The organism is Mycobacterium helveticum, assembly GCF_007714205.1.
Lineage (GTDB): Bacteria > Actinomycetota > Actinomycetes > Mycobacteriales > Mycobacteriaceae > Mycobacterium > Mycobacterium helveticum.
The window spans coordinates 1-25199 of record NZ_VMQU01000038.1; the positions used below are offsets into that span (position 1 = coordinate 1).

General features: G+C 69.6%; 28 protein-coding genes and 1 riboswitch. Of the genes, 13 read left to right on the forward strand and 15 right to left on the reverse strand.

Features of this window, described 5'->3' with window-relative positions:
• The 4 genes from FPZ47_RS11040 to FPZ47_RS11055 all read right to left on the reverse strand — a co-directional run.
• A partial coding sequence (locus FPZ47_RS11040; RefSeq protein ID WP_145039421.1) for a transglycosylase family protein occupies positions 1 to 448 on the reverse strand: 448 nt, incomplete at its 3' end.
• A gap of 11 nt (positions 449 to 459) precedes the next feature.
• A riboswitch (cyclic di-AMP (ydaO/yuaA leader) is annotated at positions 460 to 669 on the reverse strand.
• Between the two features lie 213 nt (positions 670 to 882).
• Positions 883 to 1161: a MoaD/ThiS family protein gene (locus FPZ47_RS11045; protein WP_144948198.1), complete on the reverse strand. Its 279-nt coding sequence runs from the start codon at positions 1159 to 1161 to the stop codon at positions 883 to 885.
• Between the two features lie 4 nt (positions 1162 to 1165).
• A complete protein-coding gene (gene moaA / locus FPZ47_RS11050) occupies positions 1166 to 2248 on the reverse strand; it encodes a GTP 3',8-cyclase MoaA (RefSeq protein ID WP_144948199.1) in 1083 nt (360 codons plus the stop codon).
• Positions 2245 to 2649: a YccF domain-containing protein gene (locus FPZ47_RS11055; RefSeq protein ID WP_144948202.1), complete on the reverse strand. Its 405-nt coding sequence runs from the start codon at positions 2647 to 2649 to the stop codon at positions 2245 to 2247. Before FPZ47_RS11055 ends, moaA begins: the two co-directional genes overlap by 4 nt.
• A gap of 161 nt (positions 2650 to 2810) precedes the next feature.
• On the opposite strand from FPZ47_RS11055, the gene FPZ47_RS11060 reads away from it, so the two are divergent.
• A complete protein-coding gene (locus tag FPZ47_RS11060) occupies positions 2811 to 3218 on the forward strand; it encodes a cold-shock protein (RefSeq protein WP_144948204.1) in 408 nt (135 codons plus the stop codon).
• Between the two features lie 236 nt (positions 3219 to 3454).
• On the forward strand, positions 3455 to 4468 hold the full coding sequence (locus FPZ47_RS11065; RefSeq protein ID WP_144948206.1) for a glutathione S-transferase family protein: 1014 nt from the start codon (positions 3455 to 3457) through the stop codon (positions 4466 to 4468).
• Here the strand turns inward: FPZ47_RS11065 and FPZ47_RS11070 are convergent.
• The 3 genes from FPZ47_RS11070 to FPZ47_RS11080 all read right to left on the reverse strand — a co-directional run bounded on the left by FPZ47_RS11070 (position 4465) and on the right by FPZ47_RS11080 (position 7686).
• A complete protein-coding gene (locus FPZ47_RS11070; RefSeq protein ID WP_144948209.1) occupies positions 4465 to 5367 on the reverse strand; it encodes a universal stress protein in 903 nt (300 codons plus the stop codon). The two genes, FPZ47_RS11065 and FPZ47_RS11070, sit on opposite strands and share 4 nt — an antisense overlap.
• 130 nt (positions 5368 to 5497) lie before the next feature.
• Positions 5498 to 5947 (reverse strand): DUF2771 domain-containing protein, encoded by a 450-nt coding sequence (locus FPZ47_RS11075; RefSeq protein ID WP_246133271.1) that lies wholly within the window; start codon positions 5945 to 5947, stop codon positions 5498 to 5500.
• A 47-nt stretch (positions 5948 to 5994) separates the two neighbouring features.
• Complete coding sequence (locus FPZ47_RS11080; protein WP_168209423.1) at positions 5995 to 7686, reverse strand: MFS transporter; 1692 nt, start codon at positions 7684 to 7686, stop codon at positions 5995 to 5997.
• Positions 7687 to 7816: 130 nt separating this feature from the next.
• On the opposite strand from FPZ47_RS11080, the gene FPZ47_RS11085 reads away from it, so the two are divergent.
• Positions 7817 to 8722 carry a DUF3027 domain-containing protein gene (locus tag FPZ47_RS11085; RefSeq protein WP_144948218.1) on the forward strand — a complete coding sequence of 302 codons (906 nt, stop codon included), beginning with the start codon at positions 7817 to 7819 and terminating at the stop codon, positions 8720 to 8722.
• 123 nt (positions 8723 to 8845) lie between these two features.
• Here the strand turns inward: FPZ47_RS11085 and FPZ47_RS11090 are convergent, their stop codons facing one another.
• Positions 8846 to 9301 (reverse strand): SRPBCC family protein, encoded by a 456-nt coding sequence (locus FPZ47_RS11090; protein WP_144948221.1) that lies wholly within the window; start codon positions 9299 to 9301, stop codon positions 8846 to 8848.
• A gap of 34 nt (positions 9302 to 9335) precedes the next feature.
• Positions 9336 to 9611, reverse strand: coding sequence for a DUF2530 domain-containing protein (locus tag FPZ47_RS11095; protein WP_144948224.1), 276 nt, complete (start codon positions 9609 to 9611; stop codon positions 9336 to 9338).
• A gap of 173 nt (positions 9612 to 9784) precedes the next feature.
• Between FPZ47_RS11095 and FPZ47_RS11100 the strand changes: the two genes are divergently transcribed.
• From FPZ47_RS11100 to FPZ47_RS11110, 3 genes are read left to right on the forward strand one after another with little or no spacing between them, the layout of a single operon-like run.
• Positions 9785 to 10216 (forward strand): Rv0880 family HTH-type transcriptional regulator, encoded by a 432-nt coding sequence (locus FPZ47_RS11100; RefSeq protein ID WP_144948227.1) that lies wholly within the window; start codon positions 9785 to 9787, stop codon positions 10214 to 10216.
• The gene (locus FPZ47_RS11105; protein WP_144948230.1) at positions 10213 to 11046 is read left to right on the forward strand and encodes a TrmH family RNA methyltransferase; all 834 of its coding nucleotides are present in this window, start codon (positions 10213 to 10215) and stop codon (positions 11044 to 11046) included. The genes FPZ47_RS11100 and FPZ47_RS11105 overlap by 4 nt, the downstream gene beginning before the upstream one ends.
• Positions 11043 to 11318 (forward strand): DUF2537 domain-containing protein, encoded by a 276-nt coding sequence (locus tag FPZ47_RS11110; RefSeq protein WP_144948233.1) that lies wholly within the window; start codon positions 11043 to 11045, stop codon positions 11316 to 11318. The genes FPZ47_RS11105 and FPZ47_RS11110 overlap by 4 nt, the downstream gene beginning before the upstream one ends.
• Here the strand turns inward: FPZ47_RS11110 and sepH are convergent.
• Both sepH and serC read right to left on the reverse strand, forming a co-directional pair.
• Positions 11315 to 12097: a septation protein SepH gene (gene sepH / locus FPZ47_RS11115; RefSeq protein WP_144948235.1), complete on the reverse strand. Its 783-nt coding sequence runs from the start codon at positions 12095 to 12097 to the stop codon at positions 11315 to 11317. The two genes, FPZ47_RS11110 and sepH, sit on opposite strands and share 4 nt — an antisense overlap.
• Before the next feature lie 121 nt (positions 12098 to 12218).
• A complete protein-coding gene (gene serC, locus FPZ47_RS11120) occupies positions 12219 to 13337 on the reverse strand; it encodes a phosphoserine transaminase (protein ID WP_144948238.1) in 1119 nt (372 codons plus the stop codon).
• Positions 13338 to 13535: 198 nt separating this feature from the next.
• Between serC and FPZ47_RS11125 the strand changes: the two genes are divergently transcribed.
• Together FPZ47_RS11125 and FPZ47_RS11130 are read left to right on the forward strand one after the other, a co-directional pair.
• The gene (locus FPZ47_RS11125) at positions 13536 to 14561 is read left to right on the forward strand and encodes an AurF N-oxygenase family protein (protein WP_144948241.1); all 1026 of its coding nucleotides are present in this window, start codon (positions 13536 to 13538) and stop codon (positions 14559 to 14561) included.
• Positions 14562 to 14578: 17 nt separating this feature from the next.
• Positions 14579 to 16273, forward strand: coding sequence for an FAD-dependent oxidoreductase (locus tag FPZ47_RS11130; RefSeq protein WP_144948244.1), 1695 nt, complete (start codon positions 14579 to 14581; stop codon positions 16271 to 16273).
• 104 nt (positions 16274 to 16377) lie between these two features.
• On the opposite strand, the gene FPZ47_RS11135 is transcribed toward FPZ47_RS11130, so the two are convergent.
• Positions 16378 to 17499: a citrate synthase 2 gene (locus FPZ47_RS11135; RefSeq protein WP_144948246.1), complete on the reverse strand. Its 1122-nt coding sequence runs from the start codon at positions 17497 to 17499 to the stop codon at positions 16378 to 16380.
• Positions 17500 to 17579: 80 nt separating this feature from the next.
• Here FPZ47_RS11135 and pdxH point away from each other — a divergent pair, with 80 nt between their 5' ends.
• Both pdxH and FPZ47_RS11145 read left to right on the forward strand, forming a co-directional pair.
• Positions 17580 to 18239: a pyridoxamine 5'-phosphate oxidase gene (pdxH, locus tag FPZ47_RS11140; protein WP_168209419.1), complete on the forward strand. Its 660-nt coding sequence runs from the start codon at positions 17580 to 17582 to the stop codon at positions 18237 to 18239.
• Positions 18240 to 18434: 195 nt separating this feature from the next.
• Positions 18435 to 19730 (forward strand): citrate synthase, encoded by a 1296-nt coding sequence (locus tag FPZ47_RS11145; RefSeq protein WP_144948249.1) that lies wholly within the window; start codon positions 18435 to 18437, stop codon positions 19728 to 19730.
• Between the two features lie 19 nt (positions 19731 to 19749).
• Here the strand turns inward: FPZ47_RS11145 and FPZ47_RS11150 are convergent, their stop codons facing one another.
• On the reverse strand, positions 19750 to 21339 hold the full coding sequence (locus FPZ47_RS11150; protein WP_144948252.1) for a phytoene desaturase family protein: 1590 nt from the start codon (positions 21337 to 21339) through the stop codon (positions 19750 to 19752).
• Positions 21336 to 21599, reverse strand: coding sequence for a DUF2630 family protein (locus FPZ47_RS11155; protein WP_144948255.1), 264 nt, complete (start codon positions 21597 to 21599; stop codon positions 21336 to 21338). The genes FPZ47_RS11150 and FPZ47_RS11155 overlap by 4 nt, the downstream gene beginning before the upstream one ends.
• Before the next feature lie 170 nt (positions 21600 to 21769).
• Between FPZ47_RS11155 and arfA the strand changes: the two genes are divergently transcribed.
• Genes arfA through arfC form a run of 3 tightly spaced genes read left to right on the forward strand, consistent with a single transcriptional unit; the run spans position 21770 to position 23768 of the window.
• Positions 21770 to 22750, forward strand: a complete 981-nt coding sequence (gene arfA, locus FPZ47_RS11160) for a channel-forming protein ArfA/OmpATb (RefSeq protein ID WP_144948314.1) — start codon at positions 21770 to 21772, stop codon at positions 22748 to 22750.
• 11 nt (positions 22751 to 22761) lie between these two features.
• On the forward strand, positions 22762 to 22914 hold the full coding sequence (gene arfB / locus FPZ47_RS28350; protein ID WP_168209420.1) for a channel accessory protein ArfB: 153 nt from the start codon (positions 22762 to 22764) through the stop codon (positions 22912 to 22914).
• Positions 22911 to 23768: a channel accessory protein ArfC, sunset domain variant gene (arfC, locus tag FPZ47_RS30615; RefSeq protein ID WP_425461738.1), complete on the forward strand. Its 858-nt coding sequence runs from the start codon at positions 22911 to 22913 to the stop codon at positions 23766 to 23768. The genes arfB and arfC overlap by 4 nt, the downstream gene beginning before the upstream one ends.
• Positions 23769 to 23850: 82 nt before the next feature.
• On the opposite strand, the gene FPZ47_RS11170 is transcribed toward arfC, so the two are convergent.
• Positions 23851 to 25191: a HAMP domain-containing sensor histidine kinase gene (locus FPZ47_RS11170; protein ID WP_144948257.1), complete on the reverse strand. Its 1341-nt coding sequence runs from the start codon at positions 25189 to 25191 to the stop codon at positions 23851 to 23853.
• Positions 25192 to 25199 lie beyond the last annotated feature (8 nt).

The following is a 25199-nucleotide window of genomic DNA, read 5'->3' on the forward strand; positions in this document are numbered from 1 at the left end:
CGTCGGGCGCGGGACCGTCCGCGGGCGGCGGAGCATCCTCCGGCGGCGCGTCCATCCCCGCCGGTGCGGTCATGTCGCGCGGCGTCGGGTTCGACAGCCCGTGCCCGCACGCCGGCCAGGCACCCCGGCCCTGGGTCGCCAGGACCCGCTCGGCGACGGCGATCTGCTGTTCCCGGCTGGCCATCTGGGCCGCCGGAGCGTAGTCGCTGCCCCCGTGGGCGGCCCAGGTGCCCTGGCTGAACTGCAGGCCCCCCTGGTAGCCGTTGCCGGTGTTGATCGCCCAGTTGCCGCCGGACTCGCAGCGGGCTACCTGATCCCATTCGCCGTCGGTGGCGGCCGCCGCTTGGCCGGCGAGGGCGATACTGCCGCCACCAAGCACCGCCCCGGTAAAGGCGATCTTGGCGACATTGATGTTTGACGTGGTGGGCTTGCGGTGACGTCCACTCATACGCGCCGGGTAGTTCCTCTCGTCTAGCGCCTGCGAGGTCAGCTGTCGGGTTCGGGTTGGAGAGGCCACCCGGCCGCGTCGTGCTCGGCAGCGAGACGACGCCGGCTTCACCCCAAGGAGCCGCGGAGCGGCTCCGGGTCGGTCACGGCGGACCCGTTGGGTCCCCCGCCTCCATCCAGGTACGGTCTGCCCCCGCCTACTGGATGGAGCTCGGCGCGATAGGGAGGGCAGGAACGCCGTTCGGCTTGCTTGGCGAACCTCCGGGAGACGCTAGCGGTTTCCGTCGGCGGCGTCACGTTTGGCGAAACCCGGCGTTTCCGCTGCGGACACCTTCGAAAAGTCCAGTAGCGCTATCGATTTGCGCAGGTCATGGCACCGAGACCGCACCGTGTCCCGGTCGTTATCTTTCCGTTACGTGAGATATGTCACACGCCTCAGCCGCCGGCAAACGGCGGGAGGACATCGACGGTGTCACCCGGGCGCAACGCCGTCGCACCGTCTCGCACGGCGATCCCGCCGCGCAGGTAGGAGCATCGGCTCAACACCGTGGCCAGGCGGGTTCCGCGCACGGCCAGTCTGTCGACGAGCCCGGCCACCGTGGTGCCCGCCGGCACCACCACGGTTTCCGATTCGGCTCCGGCGGCTGCGCACGCGGCGGCGAAGTAGCGGACCGTCACCTGCATCCCGGCCGGCTCGGCGGGGGCATCACTCATCGCGCTAGCCGCCGATCGCGCTCATCGGCCGGTCGGGCTGGATGAAGCCGGGGTCGTTGATGCCGTGGCCGGCGGGCTTGCCCCACATCGCGTCGCGCCAGGCCCCCTCGATCGCGTCGTCGTCCGCGCCGCCGCGCAGCAGGCCCCGAAGGTCGGTCTCCTCGGTGGAGAACAGGCAGCTGCGGACCTGTCCGTCGGCCGTGAGCCGGGTGCGATCGCAGGACGCGCAGAAAGCGTGCGAGACCGACGCGATCACGCCCACCTTCCCGGCCGGCGTGTCGGGGCCGGTGTCGACCAGCCACAGCTCGGCCGGAGCCGACCCTCGCGGCGTCGGGTCGGGCCGCAGCCGAAAGTGTGCGCGCAGGGCGTCCAGCACGTCGTCGGCGCTCAGGGCCGCCCCGCGCCGCCACTGATGCCCGGCGTCCAGCGGCATCTGCTCGATAACCCGCAACTGGTAGCCGTGCTCGAGGCAGAACCGCAACAGGTCGACGACGTCCTCGCGGCCGGAGACGGGATCGAGCACGGCGTTCACCTTCACCGGCGCCAGGCCCGCCTGCCCGGCGGCGGTCAGTCCGTCCAGCACGTCGGCGAGCCGGTCCCGGCGGGTGATCTCCGTGAAGCGGGTCCGGTCCACGGTGTCCAACGACACGTTGACCCGGTCCAAACCGGCCCCGGCCAGAGCGGCGGCGCGGCGCGCCAGTCCCACACCGTTTGTGGTCAACGAGATCTCCGGACGTGGCCGCAGGCCGGCGGCCGCTTCGACCATCTCCTCGAGGTGACGGGACAGCAGCGGCTCGCCGCCGGTGAACCGCACGCTGGTGACGCCCAGCCGGGTCACGGCGATATGCATCAGCCTGGACAGCTCGTCGGGGCGCAGGAGTTGTTCCCCGGGCAGCCAGTCCAGCCCGTCGGCCGGCATGCAGTAACGACATCGCAGGTTGCAACGGTCGGTCAGCGACACCCGCAGATCGGTGGCGATCCTGCCGTAGGCGTCGGTCAAGGGGCCGTCGGTCCGGGCGTGCCCCGGTGCGGAACGACGGCCCGGGCGGCCGGGCACCGCCGGCACGCCCAGTGCGGTCAGCGTCATGCGGGCACCCGCGCGCGCCGGTCGGGTGAGTCGACGGAAACGATCTGCTTGCCCAGTGGCATCAGCGAGACCGGGATGAGCTTGAGGTTCGCCAGCGCCAGCGGCAGGCCGACGACCGTGAGTGCCATCGCCACGGCGCTGACCAGATGACCGATCGCCAGCCACGCCCCGAACAGCAGCACCCAGATGACGTTCCCCAGTAGCGCCCCGGTGCCGGCCGTCGGCTTGTCGACGATCGTCCGGCCGAACGGCCATAACGCATAGGAGGCGATGCGCAGCGACGCGAACCCGAACGGAATCGTGACGATCAGCAGGAAGCAGGCGAGCGCCGCCACCAGGTAACCGGCGGCCATCCAGAGGCCGCCGAACATCAGCCAGATAACGTTCAGGATCGGGCGCATCTCACCTCCGCGTCAGTGCCAGCCTAGCGAGTAACGAGTCAGAGGGGGTGCTCGCCGGACGACGATCCGAGTAGGATCATTTCTCGATATCGCGTCCTGCGCAGGCGGGACGCTTCTTGTGTTGTTCAACCAGTGACCCGTCAGACAAGCAGGTGAGACCAGTGCCGACCGGCAAGGTTAAGTGGTACGACCCCGAGAAGGGGTTTGGCTTCTTGTCGCAGGAGGACGGCGAGGACGTCTACGTCCGCGCGTCGGCACTGCCCGAGGGTGTCGAGGAGCTCAAATCCGGGCAGCGGGTGGAATTCGGCATCGCTTCCGGCCGGCGCGGACCGCAGGCGTTGAGCCTCAAGCTGATTGAGCCGCCACCCAGCCTCATCAAGGCCCGCCGCGAGGTGCCCGCCGAGCACAAGCACAGTCCCGACGAGTTGCATGGCATGGTCGAGGACATGATCACGTTGTTGGAGGGCGCCGTGCAGCCCGAACTGCGCAAGGGTCGCTACCCGGACCGCAAGACGGCCCGGCGGGTTTCCGAGGTGGTCAAGGCCGTGGCCCGCGAACTCGACGTCTGACGACCCGCGCGGCGGCGGGCCCCACCGCCGCGGCGCGCACACGCCACCGAAGCGCAGACCACAACCGCTACCGGGGAATTCGGTGAAAGTGGTTGGTACACAACATTATTTCTGGTCCACCATGGTCGGTCAACGGCCCCGGTCCCGTTGGCCTGGCCCGGCGATTGCTGCGTACGCAATGTCGTGAGACGCGCACCGGGCATCGGCCCCCTTGTCTCCGGGGCAGAATTGCGGACATGGCTTCCTATGTGGCACCGGCGGGCGAATTCACCCGCGACACCAACTACATCACCACGCGGATCACCGCCGACGGACGCGACGGCTACCCGGTCGAGGCCGGCCGGTATCGGCTCATCGTCGCCCGGGCCTGCCCGTGGGCCAACCGCGCCATCATCGTACGGCGGTTGCTGGGCTTGGAAGACGCTCTCTCCATTGGCTTTTGCGGCCCCACCCACGACCAGCGCAGCTGGACGTTCGATCTCGACCCGGGCGGCGTCGACCCCGTGCTCAAGATCCCGCGACTGCGGGACGCCTACTTCAAGCGATTCCCCGACTACGCCAAAGGCATCACCGTTCCCGCGCTCGTCGACATCCCCACCGGGGCGGTGGTCACCAATGACTTCGCGCAGATGACGCTGGATTTCTCGACGCAGTGGACCGCACATCATCGCGACCGGGCGCCCGAGCTGTACCCGGAGCCGCTGCGGGCCGACATCGACGAGGTCGGCAGGAGGGTTTACACCGAGATCAACAACGGCGTGTACCGCTGTGGCTTCGCCGGCTCACAGCAGGCGTACGACGCGGCGTACGACCGGCTGCTGGCCGCCCTGGACTGGGTGAGCGATCGCCTGGCCGGCCGGCGGTATCTGGTGGGCGACACCATCACCGAGGCCGACGTGCGGCTGTTTACCACCCTGGTGCGCTTCGACCCGGTCTACCACGGGCACTTCAAGTGCAATCGCTGCAAGCTCAGCGAGATGCCCGTGCTGTGGGCCTACGCGCGCGACCTGTTCCAGACGCCGGGCTTCGGCGACACCGTGGACTTCGACCAGATCAAGCGGCACTATTACATCGTTCATGCCGACATCAACCCGACCGGTATCGTGCCCAAGGGGCCCGGGCTGGACAATTGGCTGACCCCGCACGGCCGGGAAGCGTTGGGCGGCAATCCGTTCGGGAAGGGAACGCCACCCGGACCGCCCCTCGAAGGCGAGCGCGTCGCCCGGCGCTCGGCGGCGCCGGGTAGCTAACCCTGCCGGGCGACGATCACCGGCGCGCGTACCGCCTGCACGACCGCCGTGCCGACCGATCCGAGCAGCATTCCCGCGAAGCCACCGCGTCCGTGGCTGCCGACGACCACCAGTTGCGCGGACGCCGAGCGCTCGACGAGATGCTGCGCGGGCCGGTTGGTGACGACCACGCGCTGGACGGTGACATCGGGGTAGCGTTCCCGCCAGCCGACCAGGCGTTCCGCCAGCGTCGCCTCTGCCGCCGACTGCAGCCTCGTCCAGGACGTCCTGGTGGTTCCGGCCCACTCCCGGCTCGGGAGGTCGGGCACCTCGGCGTCGGTCCATGCGTGCAGGGCCACCAAATCCGCACCGCGCCAAGAGGCCTCGTCGAAGGCGATCGCGGTGGCCAGTTCCGACGCCGGTGACCCGTCGATGCCGACCAGGACGCAGCCCTGCGCCGGCGGCGAATAGCCGCTGCGGATCACCGCCACCGGGCAGTGGGCGTGATGGACCATTCCGGTGCTGACAGATCCCAGCAGCGCGCGTTCCAGCGCGCCGTGGCCGCTTTTCCCCACGACCACCAGGTCCGCTTTCGTGGACAAGTCGACAAGTGCGGCGACGGGTCCCGCAGCGGACAGCTCGCTGTTGATCGTCAGGCGGTGATCCCGGCTCATGTCGTCGACGAGCTTGGCCGCGTCGGCGAGGACCTGTCGCGCGTTGGCGTCCAGCTGCCGGACGACCTCCGCCGGGAGCGGCTCGCCCGACCACTCGAGCACCGGCGAGCCGGCCGGCAACCGCGCCGCGGCGTGCACCAGGGTCAGCGGCACGTTGCGCATCGTCGCCTCGTGGACCGCCCACTGCATGGCCGCGGTCGCGTCGGGGGATCCGTCCACTCCGACGACGATTCCCGGATTCGCCATACTCTGCCCCTTCCCTGGAAAAATCGGTTCGGCGCTCTCGACCCTAAGTGCGCGCCATCGCGCAGTCAGGAGCCGTTCGTCCCAAGCATTGGTGACTTGAGGCCCCACCACCCGACGCTCCGGTGGTCGCTCAGAAGGTAAGCCGCACCGACCATTCCGCGTGCGGGACATCGCGCAACCCGCCGGAGGAGTCCAACGCCAGCGTCAGCAACTGCACGACTATCCCGGTGAGCCGACCGCGCCGGCGGTCGACGGAGGGGATGGTGACCGCCATGCGGGTGTGCGGCCGGAACAGGGTGGCGATGGTGTTGGCCGGGTCCTCGTACACCTGCAGGAGTCGCCACGGCGCCCGGGAGATGGCCTCGGGCACCGAGAGTTGCACCGGATAGCGTTCGCTGACCGGCAATTCGCCCTGGATCTGCGGGTTTTGACAGTCGTTGAGGTCGAGCACGTTGCAGTACATGTACGGCCCGACCCGGGTCAGGTGTCCGTGCGAGTACGCGCTGATCTCCGGGCGCTGCGGGGCGGGTTGACGCACCAACAGCCATGTTGCGACCCCGCCGCCGACGGACAGCAACATCGCCAGGGCCACGACCAGCAGCGTCACACCCCGCGTGCGCCGGGTCCTCACTCCGGCACCGCCGCCGGCCTGCCGGCGCCCCGCCGCCTGCCTTCCTGCTCGACCATGACCGGGCGGTTGCCCCCGAGTCCGGGAATCAGCGAGTCGCCGCGGAAGCTCACCAGTGTCTGCGCCAGCCCGAGGATGAGCACGGCGGTGACCGCGGTGAAGCCGATCCACCATTCGGTGTAGACCAAAACCCCGAGCGCCCCGCCCAGCACCCAGGCCAGCTGCAGCGTCGACTCCGAGCGCCCGAACCCCGACGCCCGCGATTCCTCCGGCAGATCGTTTTGCAGCGAGGCGTCCAGCGAGGCCTTCGCGATCGCGCTGGATCCGGACGTGACCAGCGTGGCGATCACCGCCACCAGCAGGTTGCCGGCCACCGCCGCGGCCAGCGCGACGGTGCACACCGCCACCGCGCAGCGCACCACCAGCACCGCGGGCCTGCCCAGTTGCAGGCGGGCGCTGGTGAAGTTGCCGGCGAAGTTGCCGATGCCCGCCGCGGCCCCGATCATGCCCAGCATGCCCAGCTGCGCCCAGCCGTTGGCTTGATGCGCCTTGGCTACGAACGCCGGGTACAAGAACAGAAAGCCCACCATCACCTTCACGGTGCAATTGCCCCACAGCGATGTAATAATGTTGCGGCCCAATGGTTGTCGCAGTGTTCCGCTGACCTTTTTGACCCCTTCGGGCCAGTCCCCCACACGTGGGAGGTGCCCCCAGCGGCGCGGCGGGCCGCTGTCTCGGCGATAGCTCAGCGTCGCCGGTACCTCACCGGCGGTCACCTCGACCCAGCGTGGAATTCGCATCGAGAGCATGGCGCCCACGATCGTGACGGCGACGACGACGAACAGCGCGCCCGGCAGCTTGAACAGGTGGGTGCAGACGAACTCCACGCCCGCCGCGATCGCGCCGCCCGCGATGGTGCCGCCCAGCAGGCCGAACACGGTCAGCCGGGAATTGACCCGCACGAGGTCGATCGTCGGTGGCATCACCCTGGGCGTCACGGCGCTGCGCAACACGCTGAACGACTTCGACAGCACCATCATGGCCAGCGCGCACGGATAGAGCACCCACGACGGGTAGCTGCCGGTCGGGCCGTCGTAGTTCATGATCAGCAGCGCGGCCAGCCCGGTGCGCAGCGCGAACGAGGTCGCCAGTGCCACGCGGCGGCCGTGCTGCAACCGGTCCAGCGCCGGACCGATCAGCGGCGCGATCACCGCGAACGGCGCGATGGTGATCAACAGATACAGTGCGACCCGGCCCTTGCTCTCACCGGTGGCCGCGGCGAAGAACAGCGTGTTGGCCAGGGCGACGGCCATCGCGGCGTCCACCGCGAAATTCGCCACCACCGGCCACGTCAGCGCCGTCAGCCCGGACTTGTCCGCGCCGTCGGCGGTGGCCGCGCGTTGCACCATCGAGTACATCCGGGAACCCATTTCACGGCTGCGCTGTGCCGCGGCCCGGGTGACGGTGATGCGTTCGTCCGAAGCGGGACCACGCGGTGGCGCACTGCTGTCGCGGTCCGATTCGGATCGCTCACCCAGGGGCGGCAGGTAGCGGTTGGCGCTCGGCATCGGCGGGGGCCGGCGCGCGCGCCGGTGACCGGAGCCGTCGGCCGGGTAATTGGCCATGCCCGGATGCTGGTTGGCCGACCCCCTGAGGTCCGAGCGGGTCCGGCGGCCCGGGTCGGAGGCCACGCGGCCCGGATCGTCACGCCGCCGTCCAGACACGACGCAATTCTCCCCCATAGCCGCTTCCTGCGTCCGTAGGTCACCGGGTGTGGCAAGCACCCCTAGTATTGGAGGCGCGATGCAAAGAGAGGTAAGCGTGACCGGACCCATCGAGGAGACCGCCGTAGCCACCGTGGCCGACTGGCACGAAGGGCTGGCGGAGGTGCTCACGGGTGCGGCCGACCAGGCGAGGGCGGCCGTGGAGGAGTTCAGTGGGCCGGACGCGGTCGGTGACTACCTGGGCGTGGACTACGAGGATCCCACCGCCGCGACCCACCGGTTCCTGGCGCACCTGCCGGGTTACCAGGGCTGGCAGTGGGCCGTCGTCGTCGCCGCCTACCCGGGGGCCGGGCACGCCACCATCAGTGAGCTCGTGCTGATCCCCGGTCCGACCGCGTTGCTGGCGCCCGAGTGGGTGCCGTGGGAACGGCGGGTGCGGCCCGGGGACCTGAGCCCCGGAGACCTGCTGGCACCGGCCGCCGACGACCCGCGGCTGGTTCCGGGCTACACCGCCAGCGGTGATCCCCAGGTCGACGAGACCGCCGCCGAGGTAGGGCTGGGACGGCGCTGGGTGCTGGGCGTCCTGGGCCGGTTCGAGGCCGCCGAGCGGTGGCACACCGGGGATTACGGCCCCGAAGCTCCGATGGCGCGGTCCACCAAACGCGTCTGTCGCGACTGCGGTTTTTTCCTGCCGTTGGCGGGTTCGTTGGGCGCGATGTTCGGGGTGTGCGGCAACGAACTGTCCGCCGACGGACACGTCGTGGACAAGCAATACGGCTGCGGGGCCCATTCGGACACGCCTACTCCGGCGGGCAGCGGCTCACCGAGGTACGAGGCGTACGACGACGGCTTGCTCGACGTCATGCAGGCGCCGCGGGCCGCGGAGCCCGAAACCGAAGCTTCTGAGCCCGAAACCGGGCCCGCGGAGCCCCACCCCGAGGTCGGGCCGGGGTTGCCCGATACCCCGGAGTCGGCTCCCGAGCCGCTGGAGCCGCCGGACTAGCGTGGCGAGTCGTTGTTTCACCGACACCAGAAGACGGCTGACTCGGCCGCCTTCACGCACCGAGGGTGTCGGCCGTGCACCGATTTCAAGGAATTTCGGTGCACACCACGCGCCGCCGCCGGGCTAAGCCCGCTCGGCGGCGGCTTTGATCTTCACCAGCGAGGCGTTGATGCCGTCGAGAAGGTCGCCCTCGAACTTGGCCGTCCCCCCGAAAAACGCGTTCGTCATGAGATTCGAGAAGGCGGCCACACCGTTTTCGGCGTGACGGCTCTCGACCAGCCGGGTGCCGCGGTCATGGGGCTCGAGTTCGTAGCTCCAGATGGTGCGGTTGGCGTCGACCTTGAACGCGAGCTTCTTCTCGGGGATGACCTCGACGACGGTGCACGTGGTGAACCAGAACAACCGGCCGCGACGGTTGAGGTTGAGGGTGCGAACGCCGGCCCGCAGCGGGCCCAACGACTTCATCCACCGACATTGCGGGCTCCACTCGCGCATGCGCCGCAAATCGGAGACCAACTCCCAGACTTTCGAAGCCGGCGCCTCGATCTCGATCTCGGCTTGCAGCAGCTCGGCTGTCATTGATACCCCCGCGTCTGAAGTGTCCTGGGCGACTTTATCTCCGGTGGAGATACGTCTCGAGCCCGGCCTGCGCGCCGCGGCTGCCGCGACGGGCCGCGGCAAGCTGCCAGACGAAGATGGCCGTTCCCAGCAACCCGACGGCCAGCCCGGCCAAGGACACCGGGCGCCAACCGTGCAGGGAGGGAACGAGAAAGGCGGCCGCCCCGGCGACCAGCCAGGCCAGGGCGCCGACCGCGATGACCGGCCATACCTCGAGCAGCGCGGGCGGCAACGGCGGTGGTTTGCGACCCTCGCCCGGCTCGACGGACATAGCCCCCAACATAGCTTTGCCGCGGCGCGGAATCCGCTCCGGCCCGAGACAGGCGACCTGCGCGGGGCCGCCGGCGAACGGCCGGGCCGGCCGCAGCCCGGGTGACAGTGGTTCGGGGCGGTCGGCAGCCGGTCGGCGGCTCGCGTTTCCGCGGTGGCGTGTAACCTCGCGCCATGCCTGACAGCGATGCGCGGCTGGCCAACGACTTGTCACTGGCCGTCATGCGGCTCGCCCGCCAGCTGCGGTTTCGCAACCTCTCGTCGCCGGTGTCGTTGTCCCAGCTGTCGGCGTTGGCGACGCTCGTCAACGAGGGCGCGATGACCCCGGGCACGCTGGCGCTGCGCGAGGGGGTGCGGCCACCGTCGATGACCCGGGTGATCGCCTCGCTGGCCGACATGGGTCTGGTCGACCGCGTCCCGCACCCCGTCGACGGCCGGCAGGTGCTGATCTCGGTGTCCGAGGCCGGCGCCGAGTTGGTCAAGGCGACTCGGCGTGCCCGCCAGGAGTGGCTGGTCACGCGGCTCACGACTCTCGACAGCCACCAACGCGAGACCCTGCGCAGCGCCACGGGTTTGATGCTGGCCCTCGTCGACGAAGGCCCGTGAGCCGCGGCACCGACGGCCCGGACGTTCACGACGTCGACGACCCCGACGACCCCCGCCTCGACGATTTCCGCGATCTGAACAGCGTCGATCGCCGTCCCGACCTGCCCGGCGGCAAAGGGCTGGTGATCGCCGAGGGCGTCCTGGTCGTCCAGCGCATGCTCGCATCCCGGTTCACCCCGCACGCCCTGCTGGGCACCGACCGGAGGCTGGCCGAACTCGAGGGCGACCTGGCCGGTGTGGCGGTGCCGTTTTACCGGACCTCCGCCGATGTCATGGCGCGGGTGGTGGGTTTCCATCTCAACCGGGGCGTGCTTGCGGCCGCGAGGAGGGCGCCGGAATACGGGGTGGCGCAGGTGGCCGAGGGCGCCCACACTCTTGCGGTGCTCGAGGGCGTCAACGACCACGAGAACGTGGGCTCGATGTTCCGCAACGCCGCGGGGCTGGGCGTGGACGCGGTGGTCTTCGGGAGCGGCTGCGCGGACCCGCTGTACCGTCGTGCGGTCCGGGTGTCCATGGGCCATGCCCTGCTGGTGCCCTACGCGCGGGCCGCCAACTGGCCCGGCGACCTGGTGACGTTGCGAGAACACGGTTTTCGGCTGCTGGCGATGACCCCGCGCAGCGATGCCCGTGCGCTGCCGGAGGCGATGGCGGCGGTGCGCGACGAACGGATCGGGGTCGTCATGGGCGCGGAGGGCCCGGGTCTGACGGTGGCCACGCTGCGGTTGAGCGACATGCGGGTGCGCATCCCCATGTCGCGGGGCACCGATTCGCTCAACGTGGCGACTGCGGCCGCCGTGGCCTTCTACGAACGATCTAGGCTGCGCTCGTGAACGAGTCGGTGCCGTGGGCCACGGGATTGGCGGTGGCGGGGTTCGTCGCCGCGGTGACCGGCGCCGCGATCGTGGTGCTCAGCCTCGGGTTGATCCGGGTGCATCCGCTGTTGGCCGTCGGCCTCAACGCGGTGGCGGCGGGCGGGCTCGCGCCCACGTTGTGGGGGTGGCGGCGGACGCCGGTGCTGCGCTGGCTGGTGCTGGGCGCAGGAACGGGTGTTCTCGGCGGGTGGCTCGTGCTGCTGGCCCTGACGGTGTCGGGGACCCGCTAGCGCTGCCCGCTCGAGCGCACCCCGAGCAGCACATCTTCCCAGGCCGGAATGGCCGGCTTGCCCGCCTTGCCCCGCCGGGCATGCGTGGGCGGTTCGGCGGCCGCGGGCGCAGCAGCCACCGGTGCGGCCTCCGGCTCTGGGCTGTCCTCGAAGTCGAGATGGGCCACCCGCGCGAGCGGCCGCAGCGGGCGCTCGAAGGTCGGGTCGATCAACTCGCTGGCCGCGTCGTCGGCCGCGGTGACCGTTCCGCCGTGGGCGCCGGGCATGAAGCAGAAGTGTGCGACGTTGTCGGAGCGGCCCACCTTCCATGCCAGCTGCACCGTCCAACGGTTGTCTTCGTTGCGCCAGGCGTCCCAGGCGACCTTGTCCGGGGCCAGGCCGCGCGTCACCAGGGCGGTGCTCACGGTTTCCAGCAGCGTCAGCACCGCCGGGCCGTCGGCGAGCACCGGATGTGCGGCCGTCGCCAGCTCCGCCGCGCGGGAACGTTCCAGCAGCACCGGGTGGGCGAACCGGCGGACCCGAGCGATGTCGGAGCCCGATGCCGCGGCCACCTGCTCGACGGACGCGCCGGCGCGGATTTTCGACTGAATTTCTCTGGGGCTCAGCATGTTCGTGATCTCGATGTCGAGCTGCGGTTGCTCCGAGGCTGCGGGGTCATCCCGCAGGGCGGCCCGCAACCGGTCGTCGACCGCCAGCTTGAACCGGTCTGCGGGGTCGCCGCCTTCGCAGATGAGGTATGTGCCGTCGGCATCGAGCCCAACCATCTTGAGTTCCCGCATGGCTTCTCCTCGCAGGGTCCAGGTGCGTCGGCAACGGACCCATCACGTGCGCACTCTAGTCCAGCTGATGCCCGGAACCGGGCCGGACACGCTGGCCGGTTGCGAGCTGATGACGCCGGGGTTAAAGCCGCTCGACGACCCAGTCCACGCACTGGGTGAGGGCGCTGACGTCATCGGGATCGACCGCAGGGAACATCGCGATGCGCAGCTGGTTGCGGCCGAGTTTGCGGTACGGCTCGGTGTCGACGATGCCGTTGGCCCGCAGAATCTTCGCGACGGCCGCGGCGTCGACGTCGTCGGCGAAGTCGATCGTGCCCACCACCTGCGAACGCAGGGCGGGGTCGGCGACGAACGGCGTGGTGTAGGGCCGTTCCTCGGCCCACGAGTACAGCCGCCGCGACGAGTCCGCCGTGCGCTTGACCGCCCAGTCCAGCCCGCCGTGGCCCAGCATCCAGTCGAGTTGCTCGGCCATCAGCACCAGCGTGCCGATCGCCGGCGTGTTGTAGGTCTGGTTCTTCAGGCTGTTGTCGATCGCCGTCGGCAACGACAAGAAGTCGGGCACCCAGCGACCCGAGCCCGCGATGGATTCGACGCGGGCCAGCGCGGCCGGACTCATGACGGCCAGCCACAGGCCTCCGTCACTGGCGAAGTTCTTCTGCGGGGAGAAGTAGTACGCGTCGGTGTCGGTGATGTCGACCGGCAGGCCCCCGGCCCCCGAGGTGGCGTCGATGACGACCAACGCCGCACCGGAACCGGCCGGGCGGCGGATCGGCACGGCGACGCCCGTCGACGTCTCGTTGTGGGCCCAGGCGATCACGTCGACGGACGGGTCGGACTGCGGCTCGGGGGCGCTGCCGGGATCCGCCTTGATGACGACGGGATCGCCGACGAACGGGTTCTTGGTGACGGCGGAGGCGAACTTCGCGCTGAACTCGCCGTAGGTCAGGTGCAGCGAACGCTTGTCGATCAACCCGAAGGCCGCGGCGTCCCAGAACGCCGTCGCGCCGCCGTTGCCCAGGATGACCTCGTAGCCGTCCGGCAGCGAGAACAGCTCGGCCACTCGCGACCGCACCCGGCCCACCAGGTTCTTCACGGGCGCCTGTCGGTGCGACGTGCCGAACAGGCCGGCCGCGGTGGTGCTCAGCGCGGTCAACTGTTCGGGTCGGACCTTGGACGGACCGCACCCGAAGCGGCCGTCGCGTGGTTTGAGGTCAGCGGGAATCTCGAGCTGGTCAGCCATGCCCATCAGCGTAGTGACGCGTTCCGGCGCCCGGCACCGGTGGTCCGGCCGCGGCCTCGACTGTGACCCGGGTCGCACCACTGGCGTGACCACTGGTCAGGCCACAGTGTTTCGGGAAGGCCTGGAACATATCCGGTACCTGCGGTACTGTCTAGACATTGCACGTCCAAATGTAAACCTCGTTTGGGGAGGCTCGGGATGGACAGGACGCGGGTGGTCCGGCGTTGGCGCCGCAACATGGAGGTGCGTGACGACGTCGAGTACGTCGACATGCTCGCCACCTTGTCCGAGGGGTCCGTGCGGCGAAACTTCAACCCCTACACCGACATCGACTGGGACTCGCCGGAGTTCGCGGTCGCCGACGACGATCCCCGGTGGATCCTGCCGGCAACCGACCCGCTGGGCCGCCACCCCTGGTATCAGGCGCAGTCCGACGAGCGCAAGATCAAGATCGGCATGTGGCGGCAGGCCAACGTGGCCAAGGTGGGACTGCACTTCGAGTCCATCCTGATCCGCGGCCTGATGAACTACACGTTCTGGCTGCCCAACGGATCCCCGGAATACCGGTACTGCCTGCACGAATCCGTCGAAGAGTGCAACCACACCATGATGTTCCAGGAGATGGTCAACCGGGTCGGTGCCGACGTCCCCGGGATGCCGCGGATGCTGCGCTGGCTCTCGCCGCTCGTGCCGTTGGCGGCCGGGCCGCTGCCCGCGGCGTTCTTCATCGGAGTGCTCGCCGGTGAGGAGCCCATCGACCACACACAGAAGAACGTGCTCCGCGAGGGCAAGTCGCTACATCCGATCATGGAACGGGTGATGGCCATCCACGTGGCCGAAGAGGCGCGGCACATCTCCTTCGCCCACGAGTTCCTGCGCAAGCGGTTGCCGGAGCTGACCCGCAGGCAGCGGTTCTGGATGTCGCTGTTCTACCCGCTGACGATGCGCGTGCTCTGCCAGGCCATCGTGGTGCCGCCCAAGGCGTTCTGGGAAGAGTTCGACATCCCCCGCGAGGTCAAAAAGGAGCTCTTCTTCAAGTCGCCGGAGTCGCGAAAGTGGTTGAGCGACATGTTCGCCGACGTGCGCATGCTGGCTTGTGACACCGGGCTGATGAAAACGCGTCTCGCGCGGCTGATGTGGCGGCTCTGCAAGATCGACGGCAAGCCGTCGCGCTACCGCAGTGAGCCGCAACGCCAGCACCTTGCCGTGGCCCCGGCCGCCTAGCACGTTCCGGTCGTTTCATGCCGCACGTGATCACCCAGTCGTGCTGCAACGACGGGTCCTGCGTTTACGCGTGTCCGGTGAACTGCATCCACCCGACACCGGACGAGCCGGGTTTTGCCACCTCGGAGATGTTGTACATCGACCCGGTGGCCTGCGTGGACTGCGGCGCCTGCGTGAATGCCTGCCCGGTTGGCGCCATCGCGCCCGACACCCGGCTGGAAGCCAGGCAGCTGCCGTTCGTCGAGGTCAACGCGTCGTTCTATCCGAAGCGGCCGGCGGGGGTCAAGCTGCCGCCCACCTCGAAGCTGGCCGCGGTGATCCCCGCGGCCGAGGTGCGCGCCCGTCGCCGGCCGCTGACCGTGGCGATCGTGGGGTCCGGTCCGGCGGCGATGTATGCCGCCGATGAACTGCTCACCCAGCGCGGTGTGCGGGTCAACGTGTTCGACAAGCTGCCCACGCCCTACGGGCTGGTGCGGGCCGGGGTGGCGCCCGATCACCAGAGCACCAAACGGGTCACCCGGTTCTTCGACCGCATCGCCGGTCACCGCGACTTCCGCTTCTACCTCAACGTCGAGGTCGGCAAGCACCTGAGCCACGCCGACCTGTTGGCGCATCATCACGCCGTGCTCTACGCCGTCGGTGCGCCCGACGACCGTCGGCTCGACATCGACGGCATGGGCCTTGCGGGCACCGGAACCGCCACCCAGGTGGTCGCGTGGATCAACGGACATCCCGACTTCGCCGAGCTGCCAGTCGATCTCAGCCACGAGCGCGTGGTGATCGTCGGCAACGGCAACGTCGCGCTCGATGTGGCCCGGGTGCTCACCGCGGACCCGGACGACCTCGCTCGCACCGACATCTCCGACCGCGCGCTCGATGCGTTCCGTGCCTCCGCGGTGCGCGAAGTGGTGATCGCCGCGCGGCGCGGTCCCGCCCACTCGGCGTTCACGTTGCCCGAGCTGATCGGGCTCACGGGCTCCTCCGAGGTCGTGCTGGATTGCGGTGACCACGACTTGGTCGCACGGGATCTCGCGACGGCGGCGGACACGTTGACCAGGACCAAGCTGGAGATCCTGAGCAAACTCGGCGACGCTTCGGCGCCGCCCCCGGGTGCCGGGTGCCCGCGAATCCGGTTGGCGTATCAGCTCACACCCGAACGCGTGCTCGGCGAGCACCGTGCCACCGGCGTGGAGTTCTCGGTCACCGGAACCCGGGAGCTGCGCCGGCTCGAGGCGGGCCTGGTGCTGACGTCGATTGGGTACCGCGGCAAGATGATTCGCGATCTGCCGTTTGACGACTCGGCCGGTGCGGTGCCGCACGGGAATGGCCGGGTGCTCGACCCCGGCTCCGGCCGGCCGATTCCCGGCGCGTATGTCGCCGGCTGGATCAAGCGCGGGCCCACGGGTTTCATCGGCACCAACAAGTCCTGCTCCTTCCAGACCGTGCAGGCCCTGGTCGCCGATTTCAACGCCGGCGCGTTGTCCGAGCCGGAGGCCCCGCCCGAGGCGTTCGACGAGCTGGTGCGGGCCCGTCAGCCCGACACGGTCGGCTCCGCCGGGTGGCGCGCGATCGACGCCGCGGAGATCGCCCGCGGCCGGCGCGGCGGGCGGCCGCGCAACAAGTTCACCGCGGTCGCCGAGATGCTCGCCGCCGCGGCAACTGCGCCGCCGCCGCGGCGGCGGCTGCTGGACCGCCTGCTCGACCGGGGTTAGCGGCCGCGCGGTCCGGCTTCCGATCCCCGCGAGCGTGCGTGTCGGTACGACGACACACCGCGGGAGCCGTCAGTTTGCGCACGTTCGCGCGGGGCCGGGCCTGCTCAGGCGCTGGTGCGCACCCGATCCCAGCCCTCGACCGCCTCCGGGCTGCGCGGGCCCGGTCCGACGTAGATGGCCGACGGACGGACCAGCTTGCCCAGGTGCTTCTGCTCGAGGATGTGGGCGCACCATCCCGCGGTGCGTCCGCAGGTGAACATCGCCGGCATCATGTTGGCCGGCACCTGCGCGAAGTCCAGAATCACCGCGGCCCAGAACTCCACGTTGGTTTCGATGGCGCGGTCCGGGCGGCGTTCGCGCAGCTCGGCCAGCGCGGCCTGCTCGAGGGCGACGGCGACCTCGTGGCGAGGGGCGCCCAGCCGCTCGGCGGCGGCACGCAGCACCCGCGCCCGCGGGTCCTCGGCCCGGTAGACCCGGTGCCCGAATCCCATCAGCTTCTCGCCGCGGTCCAGGATCCCCTTGACCAGGCCGCGGGCGTCACCGGTGCGCTCGACCTCCTCGATCATCGGCAGCACCCGGGCCGGGGCCCCGCCGTGCAGCGGCCCGCTCATCGCGCCGATGGCCCCGGACAACGCCGCGGCCACGTCGGCGCCCGTCGAGGCGATCACCCGCGCGGTGAAGGTCGAGGCGTTCATGCCGTGCTCGGCGGCCGACACCCAGTAGGCGTCGATGGCCTCGACGTGCCTGGGGTCCGGCTCGCCCTGCCAACGCGTCATGAAACGCGCTGTGACGGTGGGGCATTCGTCGATGACCCGCTGGGGCACCGCCGGCTGGTAGATGCCGCGCGCGGACTGCGCGACGTAGGACAGCGCCATCACCGACGCCCGGGCCAGTTGCTCGCGGGCGGTGGCGTCGTCGGTGTCGAGCAGCGGCTTGTACCCCCAGATGGGGGCCAGCATCGCCAGGCCGGCCTGCACGTCGACGCGCACGTCGCCGGTGTGGATCGGCAGCGGGAAGGGCTCGGCGGGCGGCAGCCCGTGGCCGAACCTGCCGTCGACCAGCAGCGCCCACGCGTCGCCGAACGTGACCTTCTGGCTCACCAGATCCTCGATGTCGACGCCGCGGTAGCGCAGCGCGCCGCCGTTTTTGTCCGGCTCGGCGATCTCGGTGGTGAAGGCCACCACGCCTTCGAGGCCGGGCACGAAGTCTTCCGGGACCACAGTCATGGGAAAAATTCTCGCACCCCGTTCCCGGGGCTCTGCTACCGGCCGGTAGCTGCCGCGTCACGACCGGTAGCGTGGGGTCGATGGCAGGGCCGGACGAACGGCATCTCGCGGAGATGCGGGTGGAATACGGGTCGGTGGAAAAGGACGGCAGTCCCGACCTGGATACCGACTGGTTGGCCGACGGCTGGCTTGCGTTGTTCCGCAGGTGGATTGACGACGCCGAGCGGGCCGGGCTGGCCGAGCCCAACGCCATGGTGCTGGCCACGGTCGCGGATGGCAGGCCGGTCAGCCGGACGGTGTTGTGCAAGAGCGCCGACGAGACCGGAATCACATTTTTCACCAACTACGACTCGGCCAAGGGCGGCGAGCTGGCCGCGACGCCGTTCGCGTCGGCCACGTTTCCCTGGTTTCGGCTGGGCCGCCAGGTCCATATCCGCGGGCCGGTCAGCCGGGTCGATTCGCAGGTCACCGAGGACTACTGGGCCAAGCGGCCGCGCGGCTCACAGCTGGGGGCTTGGGCGTCGCACCAGTCGCACCCGATCGTGTCGCGGGACGCGCTGCTCGGCCAGCTGGCGGAGGTGACCGCGCGGTTCGCGGATTCCGAACGCGTGCCGGTGCCGCCGAACTGGGGCGGGTACCTCATCGCGCCCGAGGTGGTGGAGTTCTGGCAGGGGCGGGAAAATCGGCTGCACAACCGGATTCGGGTCAGCGGCGGCCACGTCGAGCGCCTGCAACCCTGACGGTGCGCCTCGCCGACTGCGGCCGCCGCCGCGATCGCAGGGGTCTTGCCCGGCAGGGGGCGCACGATCAGCGAACCCGACCCCGGGCAGGCGCGCCGTCGCGATAACGACTACCTTCAGCAGTACGCACCTAGTGCGGGCCAGCCGTATCAGATCAGCACATAATCACATCAGCCAGAGTGCAAAGGGGTTCTCGTGGCCGACACCGACGACAGCGCGACCCTCCGGTATCCGGGGGGCGAGATCGACCTGGAGATCGTTCGCGCCACCGAGGGAAACGACGGTATTGCGCTCGGATCCCTCTTGGCCAAGACGGGGTACACCACCTTCGACAACGGCTTCGTCAACACCGCGTCCACCAAGAGCTCCATCACCTACATCGACGGCGACGCCGGCATCCTGCGCTACCGCGGCATCCCGATCGAGCAGCTGGCGGAGAAGTCGACGTTCATCGAGGTCAGCTACCTGCTCATCTACGGCGAGTTGCCGACAGCCGACCAGCTGGCAGCTTTCACCCGCCAGATCCAGTTGCACACCATGCTGCACGAAGACCTGAAGCGGTTCTTCGACGGCTTCCCGCGCAATGCCCACCCGATGCCGGTGCTGTCGAGCGCGGTCAACGCACTGTCGGCGTACTACCCGGATTCGCTGGAGCCGCACGCCCACGAGCAGGTCGAGCTGTCCACGATCCGGCTGCTGGCCAAGCTGCCCACCATCGCCGCGTATGCCTACAAGAAGTCGGTGGGTCAGCCGTTCCTCTACCCGGACAACAAGCTGACCTTGGTGGAGAACTTCCTGCGGATGACGTTCGGCCTGCCTGCCGAGCCCTACGACGTCGATCCCGAGATCGTCCGGGCGCTGGACATGCTGCTCATCCTGCACGCCGACCACGAGCAGAACTGTTCGACGTCGACGGTGCGACTCGTCGGGTCGTCCCAGGCAAACTTGTTCACCTCGATCTCCGGGGGCATCAACGCGCTGTGGGGTCCGCTGCACGGCGGCGCCAACCAGGCGGTGCTCGAGATGCTGGAGGGCATCCGCGAGAGCGACGACGACGTCAGCGCATTCGTCCGCAAGGTGAAGGATCGCGAAGAGGGCGTCAAGCTCATGGGCTTCGGCCACCGCGTCTACAAGAACTACGACCCGCGCGCCCGGATCGTCAAAGAGCAGGCCGACAAGATCCTGGCCAAACTCGGCGGCGACGACGACCTGCTGGGCATCGCGAAGGAACTCGAAGAAGCGGCGCTGACCGACGACTACTTCATCGAGCGCAAGCTCTACCCGAACGTCGACTTCTACACGGGCCTGATCTACCGGGCCCTGGGATTCCCGACCCGGATGTTCACCGTGCTGTTCGCGCTGGGCCGGCTGCCCGGCTGGATCGCGCACTGGCGTGAGATGCACGACGAGGGCGACAGCAAGATCGGCCGCCCGCGCCAGATCTACACCGGCTACACCGAACGCGACTACGTGAGCGTCGACGCGCGGTAGGCCCCGACCGCCACGCCGCCTACCGTCCCAGGGACGACAGGACCGCCATCGCGGCGTTGTGGCCCCCGATGCCGGACACCGCACCGCCGCGGCGGGCGCCCGAGCCGCACAGCATGATCCGGTCGTGGCACGTCGCCACTCCCCAGCGCCGCGCCGGGGTGTCCAGCGGGTCGTCGTCGGCGGCGAACGGCCACGACAACCCGCCGTGGAAAATGTTGCCGTCGGTCATCGCCAGGGTGCGCTGCAGATCCAGGGTGGTTGTGGTCTCGACGCACGGCCGGCCGTGCGCGTCGGGCATCAACACGTCCTGGATCGGCTCGGCCAGCACGGAATTCAGCGACGCCAGCACCGACTCGGTCAACCGGTCCCGCAGGATGTCCGGGTCGGCGCCGCCGCACAGGGCGTGCGGGGTGTGCAGCCCGAACACCGTCATCGTGTGGGCGCCCGACTCACGCAGTCCGGGCGACAGGATGCTCGCGTCGGTCAATGAGTGGCAGTAGGCCTCGCACGGCAACGGATCCGGCAGCCGGCCGGCCGCCGCGTTCGAGTACCCCGCGTCCAACTGGGTCCACGCCTCGTTGGCGTGGAACGTGCCCGCGAACGCCTGTTCGGGCGTGACGCGGTCGTCGCGCAACCGGGGCAGCCGCCGCAGCACCATGTTCACCTTGACCTGTGCGCCCTGACTCCGTGCCGTGGGTGTTTCGCCGAGCAGGCCATCCAGGACTGACGGGGTGACGCCGGCCAGCACGAACCGCCCCCGGACCAGATGGTCGTCGCCACCCGCGCGGTAGCGCGCCCGCCCGTCCGGATCGACGGCGTAAACGTCGGCGCCGGTGACGATCTCGGCGCCATGGCCGACGGCCGCCGCGGCCAGGGCGGTGCTCACCGCGCCCATGCCGCCGACCGGGACGTCCCAGTCGCCGGCGCCGCCGCCGAGCAGGTGATAGAGCAAACAGATGTTCTGGGCCAGCGACGGGTCGTCGAGGCGGGCGAAGGTTCCGATCAGCGCGTCGGTTGCGATGACGCCGCGGACCAGGTCGTTGCCCACCGCTGCGGCGATGGCGGGCCCGATCGGCTCGTCCGTCATCGCCCGCCACGCGGCCGCCGCATCCCGATCACCGGAGGCCAGCACGTGCCGGCGGGCTTCGGCGCGGGTGCGCAGCGGTTCGAGCAGGGTGGGCCAGAGCCGGTGTGTCACCGTCCGGCAGCTCCGGTAGAACGCGGCGAAACCTTCTTCGTCGGAGGCGGCGCCGATCGCGGCGAAGCCGGCGGGGGCGTGTCCGCCCCGCGGCCCGATCAGCAGGCCCGAACGCCCGGCCGTGACCGGGTCCGGGGTGTAGGACGAGAACCGCCGTCTCGACAGCCGCACCGCGACGCCCAGTTCGTCGACGATGCGAGGCGGCAGCAAGCTGACCAGGTAGGAGTAGCGCGACACACGGACGTCGACGCCGTCGAAGACCTGTGACGACACGGCGGCGCCGCCGACGTGTCGCAGCCGCTCCAACACCCGCACGCGCAGGCCCGCCCGGGCCAGGTAACCGGCGGCAACCAGCCCGTTGTGGCCGCCGCCGACCACGACGACATCGACATCCGCCGGGCGCTGCGTCAGCTCAGGTAGCCCTCTACCTCGTCAGGCGGACGCACCTGGGCCTCGCGCGGGTCGCCGCCGCTGTCGCGCAGCGCGCGGCGTTGGCGCAGCAGGTCCCAGCATTGGTCGAGCTCGACTTCCAGCCGGCGCAGGCGTTCGTGTTCCTCGGACGCGGTGACGTCGCCGCGCTGCACCTGCGCCCGCAGGGCCTTCTCCTCGGCCACCAGCTCGCGGATGTGCCCCAGGGTTTCGCTGTCGGTCGGTTTGCTGCCGTTGCCCATCGCTCCAGTGTGCCCGACGTAAAGTCGCAGCGCTGCGGACTAGGTAGGCTGCATATCGCCCGAAGAACTGGCGGGCACGGGGATGGAAATTGAGCTAGGGGGCGGAAGTGAGTTTAGGGACGGGTTTGAGCCGACCGCCCGAAACAAACGGCTCGCGGCGCAGTCCGGAAATGTTCCGGCGGTCGCTGGGTCGTCCCTGGCTGATCGCCCTCTTGGTCATTCCGTTGTCTTTTCGGCGATCGCTCGGACTGCCCTGGCTGATTGCCCTCGTCGTTATTCCTCTGCTGATAGCGGTGATCGGCTACGGGGCCCCGGACCGCCCCGCCGCCACCGGGGGGCCGACCGGGGTGGTCCCGACCTTGACACCGTCGAACAGGTCAAGCGCCCCGAAGTTGTCCTTGGCGCCGCTTTCTGTCGTCCGTAACGGCAACGACATCGCCCTGAGCGGCAATTTCCCCGATGATTCCGCCAAAACGGCGTTGATCGCCGCGATCGAGAACGCGCTGGGTCCGGGAATCAACATCATCGATCACACCATTGTCGACCCCAAAGTCGACTCACTCGACTTTGCAAACGCCGGAGTGTTTTTCAAAGACAGCGCGTCGATTCTCGATTTCAATCTCACGGTCAATGGCAACACCATCATCTTGGCGGGTACCGCCGGATCGCAGGACGAGAAGATGGCGGTGGAACGCGACGCGGCGACCACGTGGTCGGGTGTGAACGTGGTCGACAGCCTGGTGGTCACGGGACCGGCGTCGCCTGGCTCGCCTCCGCCGCCCCCCGCGGCGTGCCCAGATCTGCCCTCGGCCATCAACGCGGCGACGGGCGGGGAAATCCGATTCGGCGAAGACGGGTTCAGCTTGACCCCGGCCGACGAGCAAAGCCTCGGTGAGGTGGCGGACCAGCTCAGGGCATGTCCCACGGCGCGCGTGACGATCAACGGTTACAGCGATGACAACGGCACCGAGGCCATTAACATTGCGCTGAGCAGCCAGCGAGCCCAAAAAGTCGCTGACTTCCTGGCTGGCCGTGGCGTCCCGAGCGGCCAGTTGGTGGTCAAGGGCCTGGGTTCGGTCAACCCGGTGGCTCCCAACGACACGGCCGAGGACCGCGCCAGGAATCGCCGCGTCGAAATAGTGGTCAGCTGAGGAGAAGCAGCATGGATTTCATCGTCCAGTGGTTGTGGTATCTGCTGGCTTTCGTGGCGGGCTCGGCCGTCGCGTGGGTGATCACGACGAGAGTGATCAAACGCATCGCCGCCGGGAGGGTCCTCGCCGGTCTGAACGGCCAGGACACCGGGGTGCGGCCATGAGTCACGTGCACTGGTGGCTCGTCGGCCTGTCTTTCGTGATGGGCGTGGTGTTGACGTCCGCGCTGGTACTGCGCCCCGCCAAAGCCTCGTCGCCGTTGGAGGCGCCGGTGGGGGCCGCCATGGCGGGTGTTGCGGAGCCGCCGGGCCCACTGCCGACCACTCTCCAGTGGCCCACCGCGCAGGTAGCTGATGCTGTCGAGTTGTTCTCATCGACGGTTCAGGTTGCCGAGGAGTCGCCGTCGACGGAACCGGCGGTTGTTGCTGAGCCTATGCCCCGGAGAGTCTCCGGTATCGAGGACTTGTTGGTGGCGAAAGCCCCGGTTGCCGAAGAGCCGGAGGCCCCGGTCGTCGAGGCCCCGGTTGCCGAGGAGCCGGTCGTCGAGGAGCCGGTGACCGCGGAGTTCCCGGTGACCCGGGAGTCGCCATGGACGATGCGTCCGGTCACGCCGGTCCCGCCGAGAGAGGTTCCGCCCGCCGCGGCGGCGCCGGCGCCGGCGCCGTCGCCGTCGCGCAAGCCTCCGTCGGCGAAGAACGCTTCGCCCGTCAAGGCTCCGGCGAAGAAGGCTCCGCCCGCCAAAGCCCCGCCCGGGAAAAGGCCGCGGCCTGCCAAAGGCGCGCCGGCGAAGCGGCCGAAGCTGCCCTATGCGCCCTACGGTCCCGGCTCCGCGCGCGCCACTCCCGAGGGCGGCGGACCGTCGGGCTGGTTGGTGAAGGGCCGCTCGGATACCAGGCTCTTCTACACTCCCGACGACCCTGCCTACTACCTGACCGTCGCTCAGGTCTGGTTCAAGGACGAGCAGGCGGCCGTGCGGGCCGCGTTTACGCCGTGGCGCAACTCCTCCCGGAGGAAGTGACCCGCGAAGTCGGCGGACAACAGCCCCACCGCCGCCCGAACCCGTGACTGGCAGGATTCGCCGGCTCGGCGGCGGGCCTGCGTCAGCAGGGCCCGGGCAGGCGCAGTACCAGCCGGGCGCCGCCCAGCGGGCTGTCCTCCAGCGATGCCGTGCCGCGGTGCAGCTTGGCCTGCTGGGCCACCAACGCCAGCCCCAGTCCCGACCCGGAATGCGAGGCCGTCGACCCGCGGGAGAACCGCTCGAACACCACGCGGCGCTCGCCTTCGGGCACCCCGCTCCCGTTGTCATCGACGGTGATCTCCACCCCGGCCCGCGAGCTGACGGCCGACAACCGCACCCGGGTGGCGCCCCCGTGATTGACGGCGTTGGCGATCGCGTTGTCCACGGCAATGCGCAATCCCGCCGGCAGCCCCACGATGATGCAGGTGGGCGATGGCACCAGCGAGACATCGAGGTCGGGGTAGACGCGGGTGGCGTCATGCGCGGCCCGGTCGAGCAGCTCGGTGATGTCGACGGGCACGTGGTCATCGGAGGTCGACAGTTCGCCCTGGGCCAACCGCTCCAGCGCGCTCAGGGTGGCCTCGATCCGCGACTGGGTGCGTACGACGTCGCCCAGCACCTCCTTGCGTTGGTCCTCGGCCAGGTCCAGGGTCGACAACACCTCGAGATTGGTGCGCATCGCGGTCAGCGGAGTGCGCAGCTCGTGCGAGGACACGGCCGCGAAATCGCGGGCCGACGCGAGCGCCTCCTTGGTGCGGTTCTGCTCCCTCCAGATCCGCTGGAGCATGCCCCGCATCGCTTCGGCGATTTCCACCGCCTCGCTGGCGCCGTGCACCTCCACCCGGGGTGCCTCGTCGCCCGCGTCGATCGAGCGGGTCTGCTGGGCGAGCTGTTTGAACGGCCGCACCGCGAAGGCCGCCAGCAGCCAGGCGAACACCGCCGCCGCTCCGATGGCGAAACCGCAGATCAGCAGCACCCGGCGGTGCAGGTTGTTGGTCTCGGCGATGGTGGTGTCATACGTCGCGCCCACGGCCAGCGACGTGGGCTGCGGGCCCGGGATCTCCACCGTGCGCACCCGGTAGCGCACGCCGTGCACATAGGTGTCGGCGTAGTCGACGTGCAGTTTCGGCAATGTGACGCTCGAATTGGATTTGACCAGGCCGCCGCGCCGGACCGTGATGATGGCGTCCTGGTCGTTGGGCGTCCGCGGTATCTCGTCCAGGCCGCGCGGCACGAACGGGATCGCAAAACCCGCGGCCTCGTCGAGTCGGCGGTCCAGCCGCTCCTTGCGGTCGTTGGTGATCCCGACCCAGACGACGGTGCCGACGATGAGCACCGGAATCGCGGCGCCGATGACCGTCGCGACGACGACCCGCGTTCGCAGCGAGGGCGTACGGGCGAAGATCCGCGACAAAATACGCATGACCTGCT